Annotated in this window: 7 protein-coding genes and 1 pseudogene; 6 read left to right on the top strand and 2 right to left on the bottom strand. The window is 52.1% G+C overall.

What is annotated here, in order from left to right; translation table 11 throughout:
- From AC5L4R_RS10265 to gdhA, 6 genes are all read left to right on the top strand, one after another.
- On the top strand, window positions 1-331 hold a 331-nt coding region (locus tag AC5L4R_RS10265; RefSeq protein ID WP_494478065.1), incomplete at its 5' end, for an IS200/IS605 family accessory protein TnpB-related protein.
- Window positions 332-751: 420 nt separating this feature from the next.
- Window positions 752-1,861 carry a 3-phosphoserine/phosphohydroxythreonine transaminase gene (serC, locus tag AC5L4R_RS10270; protein WP_494473764.1) on the top strand — a complete coding sequence of 370 codons (1,110 nt, stop codon included), beginning with the start codon at window positions 752-754 and terminating at the stop codon, window positions 1,859-1,861.
- A gap of 111 nt (window positions 1,862-1,972) precedes the next feature.
- Window positions 1,973-3,790 carry an extracellular solute-binding protein gene (locus tag AC5L4R_RS10275; RefSeq protein WP_494473769.1) on the top strand — a complete coding sequence of 606 codons (1,818 nt, stop codon included), beginning with the start codon at window positions 1,973-1,975 and terminating at the stop codon, window positions 3,788-3,790.
- Window positions 3,791-3,941: 151 nt separating this feature from the next.
- Window positions 3,942-4,628 carry a lipoyl(octanoyl) transferase LipB gene (gene lipB / locus AC5L4R_RS10280; RefSeq protein WP_494473765.1) on the top strand — a complete coding sequence of 229 codons (687 nt, stop codon included), beginning with the start codon at window positions 3,942-3,944 and terminating at the stop codon, window positions 4,626-4,628.
- Window positions 4,629-4,855: 227 nt separating this feature from the next.
- Window positions 4,856-5,884 (top strand): DUF805 domain-containing protein, encoded by a 1,029-nt coding sequence (locus tag AC5L4R_RS10285; RefSeq protein ID WP_494473766.1) that lies wholly within the window; start codon window positions 4,856-4,858, stop codon window positions 5,882-5,884.
- Between the two features lie 407 nt (window positions 5,885-6,291).
- Entirely contained in the window at window positions 6,292-7,623 is a 1,332-nt protein-coding gene (gdhA, locus tag AC5L4R_RS10290) for an NADP-specific glutamate dehydrogenase (protein WP_494473767.1), read from the top strand.
- Window positions 7,624-7,785: 162 nt separating this feature from the next.
- Here the strand turns inward: gdhA and purH are convergent, their stop codons facing one another.
- A complete protein-coding gene (gene purH / locus AC5L4R_RS10295) occupies window positions 7,786-9,354 on the bottom strand; it encodes a bifunctional phosphoribosylaminoimidazolecarboxamide formyltransferase/IMP cyclohydrolase (RefSeq protein WP_494473768.1) in 1,569 nt (522 codons plus the stop codon).
- A gap of 62 nt (window positions 9,355-9,416) precedes the next feature.
- A pseudogene (locus tag AC5L4R_RS10300) lies at window positions 9,417-9,851 on the bottom strand (zinc ribbon domain-containing protein); the annotation flags it as partial.

The raw sequence follows: 9,851 nt of genomic DNA on the forward strand, positions 1-9,851 counted from the left end.
CGACAAGCTACAAATCAAGCAAACGCTCAAATACGCCAAAGCGTTAGCCACCGCCCAACGTGCAAATAACAAACAGCGTATCAAGGCAATCCATGCCAAAATCAAAAACACACGCCAAGACCTAATACATAAATTCACCTCCCGATTAGTCAAAGACAATGCCCTAATCGTGGTCGGTGATGTTAAAACTCCCCAATTTAACAGTAAACAAGGCAAACTCGCCAAGTCGGTTTACGATGCAGGTTGGTTTGAACTCAAACGACAACTGACTTACAAATGCGAGCACGCAGGTTGCCGTTTTGAAATCGTGAATGAACGATACACTACCTGAGGACGGCACTAGCGAAGCACCGCTTCGCCCGTCCGCAAGACAAGGGCTATGCCCGCCGTGACGTGTTCGTGCTGTGGCGATACGTCCAGTAGTCCGAAAGGTAGAGCAGGTTTGCGAATAAGAGATGAGAACGGATAAGCAAAGCACTGCTTTGCCCGTTCGCAAGACAAGAGCTATGCTCGCAGTAGACTTGTGCAAAGTGTGGCACATGGCATGATAGAGATATCAATGCCAGTCGGAACATTCTTGCGGCAGGTCTAACCGTCTGGGAGCAGGAATCCCCTCACTTTAGGGAGGGGAGGAAGTCAATTTTTACCCATCCGTTTTGCCCATATCGATGAGTACGGCATAGGCGTGGCATTTGCGCCATAAGTCTGCTATTCTTTAACCTCAATATATCTAACCACACGGGGAATTACCATGCCAACCTTTGACCAACGCGTTGCCAATTTTTGTGCAGGGCCTGCCAGTATGCCAAATGCCGTCATCGCGCGCGCGCAAGCCGAGCTGTCCAACTGGCACGGGTCGGGCATGTCGGTGATGGAGATGAGCCACCGCAGTGCCGCGTTTATTGAGATTGCACGCCACGCCGAAGTCAGCCTGCGTAAGCTGATGGGCATTCCCGAAAATTACCGCGTGCTGTTTTTGCAGGGCGGCGGCAGTATGCAGTTTTCTGCTGTGCCGTTGAATTTATTGCACGGTCAGGCAGATTATTTGGACACGGGTATTTGGTCAGCAAAAGCACTCAAAGAGGCGCAGCGTTATGCCGCCGCAGGGCTAGGAAAAGTCAATGTTGTTGCGTCGGGCAAAGACAATGGCTACACACATGTGCCTAACCGTGCCGAATGGCAGCTATCGGACGATGCCAGTTATTTTCATTATTGCCCCAATGAAACCATTAACGGCGTGGCCTTGTATGGTGTGCCAGAAGTGCCCAGCGATGTGCCACTGGTGGCCGATATGTCGTCGTGTATCTTGTCTGAACCGATTGATGTCAGCTGTTTTGGGGTGATTTATGCAGGTGCGCAAAAAAATATCGGGCCATCGGGCTTGACGCTTGTCATCGTGCGTGAGGATTTGCTAGGACGCGCGCACGCGGTATGCCCATCGGTTATCAACTATGAGCAGCAAGCGGCTAATGGCTCAATGCTCAACACACCGCCAACGTTTGCGTGGTATTTGGCAGGTTTGGTGTTTGATTGGTTGCTTGAGCAAGGCGGCGTTGAGGCAGTTTATCAGCAAAATGTGCAAAAAGCCCAAACGCTGTATGACTTTATTGACAGCAGCGACTTTTATCACAACAGCGTGGTCAAAGAAAACCGCTCTATCATGAACATCCCGTTCACCCTTGCCGATGCCGAGCTTGATAAGGTGTTTTTGCAAGCGGCAGACGCAGCAGGGTTTTTAAACCTCAAAGGACACCGCACGGTTGGCGGTATGCGCGCCAGTATTTATAACGCCATCGACTTGCCAACGGTGCAACGACTGGTTGAGTTTATGGCGCAGTTTGCTGAGCAGCATAGCAAATAGCTGTCGTTACGGCCGTGATTATCGCGAACGCTGGCGGTTTTTAAGGTGCTAAGGTTGGTTGATTGGCCGCGCCGCCCACGTCTGGCTGGCTTGGGCGCGTTGGTGTTGGTTTTGGGCGGTTGGCTATACGCGCTGTTGGCGACCAAATCCGTGCAAGCCACGCCCATCACCGTCACAGCGTTGGCGCACAACAGCGAGGCCAACTTTAGCCAAGCGGCGCATTTGCCGTATGCCAACCCGAACGCGCCCAAAGGTGGAACGCTAAGCCAAGCGGCGATTGGCACGTTTGACAGCATGCACAAATGGATTGACGTTGGCACGCCTGCTATGGGCACGGATTATTTGTATGACACCTTGATGACAGGCTCACTGTCCGAGGCATTTGTCATGTATCCGCAGCTTGCAGACAAGGTCACCTATGACCCCGATGATGCCAGCTGGATTATTTACCACATCAACCCCCATGCCAAGTTTTGGGATGGCTCACCCGTCACCGCGCAGGATGTCAAAGCCAGCCTTGAGGCGATAAGCCAGCGCGGCATCATGGCAATGCGCAGTTATTTGGCGGATATTGAGCGCATTCAAGTGGTCGATGCCAACACCGTCAAGTTTTATTTTAAAACCAAAGACAACCGTGAAATCGGGCTACTGGTTGGGCAAATGCCGATTTGGCAACAAGCGTCGATTGAGGCAAGTTTTGACAAAGTTGGCCTAACGCCACTGATGGGCAGCGGTGCGTACCGTGTGGGCAATATTGAGCCGGGGCGCAGCGTGACCTATGTGCGTGACCCAAATTATTGGGGCGCAAAGCCTGAAGCAGGCGTGATGGCAAACGTTGGGCGGTTTAATTTTGACACCATCAAATTTGTGTATTATCAAAACCCTGAAGTGGCGTTTGAGGGCTTTAAGGCAGGGCAATACCAGTTTCGCACCGAAAACAAAGCGCGAACATGGGCGACGGGCTATGATTTTCCTGCCGTTAAAGCAGGGATGGTGATTCAGGAAGCCGCTGACAACCACAACCCCGTGCCGATGCAAGGCATTGTCATGAACTTACGCCGTGCGCTGTTTGCCGATATCCGCGTGCGTGAGGCGCTGACGCTGGCGTATGACTTTGAATGGCTCAATCAAACCATGTTTTATGGGCAGTATGAGCGGCTGCAAAGCTACTTTCATCACTCTGAGCTTGCCGCCACGGGAACACCGAGCGCGGCAGAGCTTGCCATACTCCAGCCGTGGCTAGCGAATTTTGACCCGATATACCGCCAAGCCGTACTTGCCGAGTGGCGCGCGCCTGTCTCTGATGGCGGTGGTTTTAACCGTGCCAATCTGCTCAAAGCCCGCCAGTTGCTGCTGGATGCTGGCTTTTTTTATCGTGATATGCGCCTATACCAGCCAAATGGGCAGCTGGCGCGGGTTGAATTTTTAAGTGCCGATGAAAAAAACGCGCGCGTGATTTTGCCATTTTTGCGTAACCTTGAGCGGCTTGGCTTTACCACCACGTTGCGCCAAGTGGATATGCCGCAGTATCTGGAGCGCAAACGCAAGTTTGATTATGATTTAATCGTCGATGTCTTCGGGCAAAGTCTGTCACCAGGTGCCGAGCAGGCGTACCTGTGGGGCAGCCAAGCGGCGGATGAAATCGGCAACCAGAACACGGCAGGCATCAAAAACCCTGCGATTGATGCGGTGATTGACCAGTTGATTCGCGCCGATAATCGCGCCGATATTGTGCTTTATACCCACGTGCTTGACCGTCTGCTGCGGGCAGGCTATTACATCGTGCCGATGTATGGCAAACGCACGGATAATTTGGCGTATTGGCAGCAGTATCAGCACGCGGCGTTGCCGAGCAATGGCATTTCACTGGATTATTGGTGGGTCGATCACGCCAAAGCAGCCGCGGTGCAGCAGTATCTGGCGCGTTAATGGTTTGGCGGTTAAATTGTGACGGGGTTAAAAAAAGGACGCGGTGCGTCGTTAGCGCCCAATCACCAAGCAAAGGTTTTAACAAGCGCATAAATCGGGTAAAATTTTGTGCCTATCACCACTCCCACCCAACATTATTGATGCCCAAATCATGACAACCACACAACCTGCCCCAAATACTGTCCCTTTAACCATTCAGCACCTGTCCGCAGCCGACTACCAAACCACGCATGATGCGATGCTTGCGCGTACCTTGGCGCGTATCGCTGCCAAAGCCGATGGTGAGCCTACCCCCGATGAGCTGTGGATTGTCGAGCACAACGACGTTTATACGCTTGGGCAAGGTGGCAAAGAAGAACACATTTTGCAGCACAGTGCCACACCGATTATCCGCACTGACCGCGGTGGGCAGGTGACATGGCATGGGCGTGGGCAGTTGGTTGGCTACTTTTTGTTTGACTTAAACCGCTTGGGCTGGAAGGTGCGTGATTTGGTGGATGTTGCCGAACAAGTGCTGGTGGATACCGTCGCGCCGTACCTTGCACCCGATTTTTTGGCCAAACCGCGCGCCGATGCACCCGGCGTGTACGTTTATCATACCGACGGGCATGAACTGGGCAAAATCGCGTCGTTGGGCTTTAAAATCAAGCATGGGTTTAGCTACCATGGCATCGGGCTCAACGTCAGCAATGATTTGACCCCGTTTAGCCTCATCAATCCTTGCGGCTATGCTGGCATGACCATGCTACGCGTGGCGGATTTTGCGCCAACAAGCCTTGAGCAAGTCACCACAGACTTCATCGCGCAGGTGCAACGCCGCCATATTTGCTATAAATAATTGACATTGTTTTTGTGCTAACTTTAAAATATCCCGTATTAACGAGCAACATTCTTTACAATCAAACATTCATCAGCAAAATTGGCATAAAATTTGCAGATTTTAAAAGATTGTGTTAAGTGGGCTGTATGCGGCTTATCCAATGATAAGCCGCATACAGCCCACTTAACTGGCGGATTTGTCCGTCAGATGGCTGATTGAAAAATCTTGTTTAGGCTGGGTATGCTATGGCACTTCGACTACCTTCCAAAAAAATCAACTCAACCAGCGCGCCAACCTCTGCGCCACCACCCACCGTCCCTCTTGCCCACGCCAGCCAAACGGGCGGCGATACGCAAGCGAACCTGACGGCCGCTGGGCGTGCGTCACGCCTGATTCGTGGTTTGGGTGGGCGTATTGGGCGCGTGCATTATATCTTGGCAACGTTTGCCATAGGCTTTGGTGTGATGCTGGTGGGATTTGCGCTGATTTTGACCGTCGGGGCTACTGTCTTGCCGCTGGCGTTGTGGGCGGTGATGGCTTTGTTGGCAGCAGCATTGACAATTTTGTATAGCATGGCGCGTTTGCAGGATTTGAACCAAAATAGATGGTTGGCGTTTGTGCTATGGGTGCCTGTGCTCAATGTGCTGTTGATGTTGGCGTTGTTTGTCGTGCCCGGCACGCGCGGTGAGAATCGCTACGGGTTACCGCCTGCGCCGCCAAGTTTGGGTATGCAAATTGCCGCCGCTGTGGCGGTCACGTTGGTGCTGGCGCAGGGGATTTGGGCGGCGATGTTTGAGCAGCATATTCTCAATGCGATTTTGTTACAAAATAGTTTGGCCATAGACGCGGCAGACGCGCCACCCATCGACCCACCACCAACCGCCGCCCCGACGCAAACGGTAAGTGCGCCTACGGCCGACCCTGCGCCACCGCCCACCGATGAGCATCTTAACACCGAAACCATCGTCATCACAGGCGACCAACTGGCAGGCAATCACACAGACGGGCAACCGCCTGACCAAGCCGATACCGCCACGCCTGTGGCAGATACCACACAACCCACCGCCGAAGCCGCTGCACCCATCAGCGCGCCCCAAAATCAGCCACCCACCAACGATGCCCCGACGATTGAAGAGCTGCATTTTATGCGTCCACCAACAGACGTACCCAACACCGCACCGCAAGGCCATGACAACCAAAACAGCATGTCGTATGCCGATTTTGTGCGTACGTCAGAGTCGCCTGTGTTTAGTGAGCCTGCGCGCAAACGCTGAGTGCTTAACCTGCCAAGCGTTGCCAAATATTTTTTGCGTGGATATTTTGGCAGTTTATCACCATTATTGCTTGGCTAAATAAATCAATGATTACAATCGCAATACCTTTTGTCAGTCAAAATTTCCTGCTAAAAGAGCGTATTACTTACAGATAAAATCGGCTTTGGCTGACAATTTTTGTAGGTTTTGGCTGACAAAAAAGGTCGCTTTTAACTGACAAATCCTTCTGGTTATCGCCTTGACAAAAAAAATTATTTTGACTTTTGCCGACAAAACGCTATGATGAAAAGGCAGCCAGTTAGTTAAACCCTGTTAGCAAAACATTGTTAGTACAACATCGTTAGCAAAACCCGAGTGCCAACCAACCCTGCGAGCATGATGATTAACCAGTCAGAAGGAATAAACGGATGGATAGCCAATCTGTACTTGCAACATTGCAACAACGTTATGCCAATGAGCCTGAATTTGTGCAGGCGGTCGAAGAGTTTTTGTTGGACGTCGCGCCTGTGTATGACGAAAACACCACTTACCAAGCGTTGTCATTGCTTGAACGTATGACCGAGCCTGACCGTATTTTTCAATTCCGTATCAACTGGGAAGACGACCAAGGCAACGTACAAGTCAATCGTGGCTGGCGTGTACAGTTTAACAACGCCATCGGCCCTTACAAAGGCGGCTTGCGTTTTCACCCAAGCGTTAGCGTATCGGTGCTAAAATTCTTGGGCTTTGAGCAAATCTTTAAAAACGCCTTGACAGGCCTGCCCATGGGCGGCGGTAAAGGGGGATCAGACTTTGACCCCAAAGGCAAATCTGACGCAGAAATCCGCCGTTTTTGTTATGCCTTTATGCGTGAGTTGGGTCACCACATTGGCGCAGATGTGGACGTACCTGCTGGCGATATCGGGGTGGGTGGCCGCGAGGTCAATTACATGTTTGCCATGTACAAAAACATGACCCGTGAATTTACGGGCGTTTTGACGGGCAAAGGCGTGGGGCATGGCGGTAGCTTGATTCGCACGGAAGCGACAGGCTTTGGCTTGGTGTATTTCTTAGAGCGCATGCTTGAAGCCAACCATGACACCATGCAAGGCAAAAAGGTGCTGATTTCAGGTTCGGGTAATGTCGCGCAATACGCCGCGCAAAAAGTCATCGAACTTGGCGGCACGGTCTTGACCCTATCAGACTCAAAAGGCACGCTACACATCAAAGACGGCTTGACACAAGAGCAGCTTGAATGGGTCAAACAGCAAAAACTTGAGCGCAAGCCCTTAAGCGACTTTACCACAAAATTTGGCGGTGAATGGCTAGAGGGGCAACGCCCATGGCACATCAAAGCGGATATCGCCTTGCCTTGCGCGACCCAAAACGAAATCAACGGTGAGGATGCGCAAAACTTGGTAAAAAATGGCGTCCAATACGTTGCCGAAGGCGCGAACATGCCAAGCGACATGGATGCCATCAACGTGTTCCAAGACAACCAAGTGCGCTATGCGCCAGGTAAAGCCGCCAACGCAGGTGGGGTTGCGGTATCTGGGCTTGAGATGTCACAAAACTCGCTGCGCCAATACCACACCTTTGACACGCTTGACCAACAACTCAAGCAAATCATGACCAACATCCATGACACATGCGTTCAGTATGGTAAGCAAGATGATGGTTTTATCGACTACAAAAAAGGTGCTAACGTGGCAGGCTTCACCATCGTTGCCAACGCCATGGTGAATTACGGTACATTGTAATGATGGTAATGCGCCACTGGGCAACTTGCTAACATTAAGTGACAAACAAGAAGTGACAAACAAGCGGCTACGATGCACCGTAGCCGCTTGTTTTATGGCACAATAGCGATACAAAAAAGCCTTGCAGGTTGCAAGGCTTTTGTTTGGTAAAAACCATTTGAATCAATGGCGGAAATGGCGCATACCCGTAAGCACCATGGCAATGCCGTGTTCATCGGCGGCGGCGATGGTTTCATCATCGCGCATAGAGCCACCAGGCTGGATAATCGCCTTGATACCCACCGCGGCGGCGTTGTCAATGCCATCGCGGAATGGGAAAAATGCGTCCGATGCCATCACCGCACCGACTGGTGACAAGCCTGCGTGTTCCGCTTTAATGGCGGCAATGCGTGCCGAATTGACGCGGCTCATTTGCCCTGCGCCAATGCCAATGGTGCGGCCGTCTTTGGCATACACGATGGCGTTGGATTTGACGTATTTTGCCACTTGCCACGTAAACAGCAAATCCGCCAGTTGTTCGGCGGTTGGTTGCACTTGGCTGACGACTTTGAGGTCATCAAGTGCCACACGCCCCAAGTCTTGCGCTTGTACCAACAAGCCGCCTGTGACACGCTTGTAGTCCAGTTGTTCATGGCGGGCATGGGGTGCAGGCAGCGCGCCGCAGACCAACACGCGCACGTTTTTCTTACTTGCGGTGATAGCCAGCACACCATCTGCCACGCTGGGTGCGATGATGACCTCAACAAATTGCTGGTCGATGATGGCTTTGGCGGTCGCGGTATCAAGCTCACGGTTGAACGCGATGATACCGCCAAATGCAGACTCTGGGTCAGTGGCAAAGGCTTTTTGGTAAGCGGCAGTCAAGTTGCTATCCACCGCAACGCCGCAAGGATTGGCGTGTTTGACAATCACGCAAGCAGGCGCATCAAAGCATTTGACGCATTCAAGCGCAGCGTCGGTGTCGGCGATGTTGTTGTATGACAGCTCTTTGCCTTGGAGCTGGCGCGCGGTTGAGATGCTGGCTTCGGTGGTATTGGCTTCGGTATAAAATGCCGCGGTTTGGTGGGGGTTTTCACCATAGCGCAGCTCTTGTTGTTTGTTAAACTGCAAGTTGAGCGTGCGCGGGTAGGCAGTGGGCGTGTCAAAGCCCTGCAAGCGGTTGCCCAAAAAGTTGGCAATCATGCCGTCGTATTGCGCGGTGTGCTCAAAAGCTTTGACCGCCAAATCAAAGCGCGTCGCGTCGCTTAATTGCCCATGGTCGCGGATTTCTGCCAACACCGCGGCATAGTCAGCAGGGTTGGTGACGATACCAACGTGCGCATGGTTTTTGGCGGCAGCGCGTACCATACTTGGGCCACCGATGTCGATGTTTTCAATCGCATCATCTTTGCTCACATCAGGCCGCGCCACCGTCTGGGCAAACGGATACAAATTGACAACGACCAAATCAATCCGCGCGATGCCATGCTGTGCCATCACCGCATCATCCACACCGCGCCGTCCCAAAATGCCACCATGGATTTTGGGGTGCAACGTTTTAACGCGCCCGTCCATCATCTCGGCAAAGCCCGTGTAGTCAGCGACTTCGGTCACAGGCACGTTGTGTTGCGTCAGTAATTTGTAAGTACCACCCGTTGAGAGCAGCGCAAACCCTTGCGTGACCAGCCCTTGCGCCAGCTCAACAATACCCGTCTTATCTGATACCGACAACAGCGCGTGTGGTTGGCTCATGATTTCCCCCTTGGTTGTTTGGTTGCATGATTGTTTGGTAAAACATTGACTTCCTCCCCTCCCTAAAGTGAGAGGATTCCTGCCCCCAGACGGTTAGACCTGCCGCAAGAATGTTCCGACTGGCATTGATATCTCTATCATGCCATGTGCCACACTTTGCACAAGTCTACTGCGAGCATAGCTCTTGTCTTGCGAACGGGCAAAGCAGTGCTTTGCTTATCCGTTCTCATCTCTTATTCGCAAACCTGCTCTACCTTTCGGACTACTGGACATATCGCCACAGCACGAGCAAGTCACGGCGGGCATAGCCCTTGTCTTGCGGACGGGCGAAGCGGTGCTTCGCTAGTGCCGTCCTCAGGTAGTGTATCGTTCATTCACGATTTCAAAACGGCAACCTGCGTGCTCGCATTTGTAGGTCAGTTGTCGTTTCAGTTCAAACCAACCTGCATCGTAAACCGACTTGGCTAGTTTGCCTTTTTTACTGTTAAATTGGCTGG

The organism is Faucicola sp. SE7633 (assembly GCF_059264685.1).

What these genes read in the sequence shown, in the direction of transcription:
- AC5L4R_RS10285 (WP_494473766.1), top strand. Translation starts at nt 4,856, where the DNA reads ATGGCACTTCGACTACCTTCCAAAAAAATCAACTCAACCAGCGCGCCA.
- gdhA (WP_494473767.1), top strand. Translation starts at nt 6,292, where the DNA reads ATGGATAGCCAATCTGTACTTGCAACATTGCAACAACGTTATGCCAAT.
- purH (WP_494473768.1), bottom strand. Translation starts at nt 9,354, where the DNA reads ATGAGCCAACCACACGCGCTGTTGTCGGTATCAGATAAGACGGGTATT.
- lipB (WP_494473765.1), top strand. Translation starts at nt 3,942, where the DNA reads ATGACAACCACACAACCTGCCCCAAATACTGTCCCTTTAACCATTCAG.
- serC (WP_494473764.1), top strand. Translation starts at nt 752, where the DNA reads ATGCCAACCTTTGACCAACGCGTTGCCAATTTTTGTGCAGGGCCTGCC.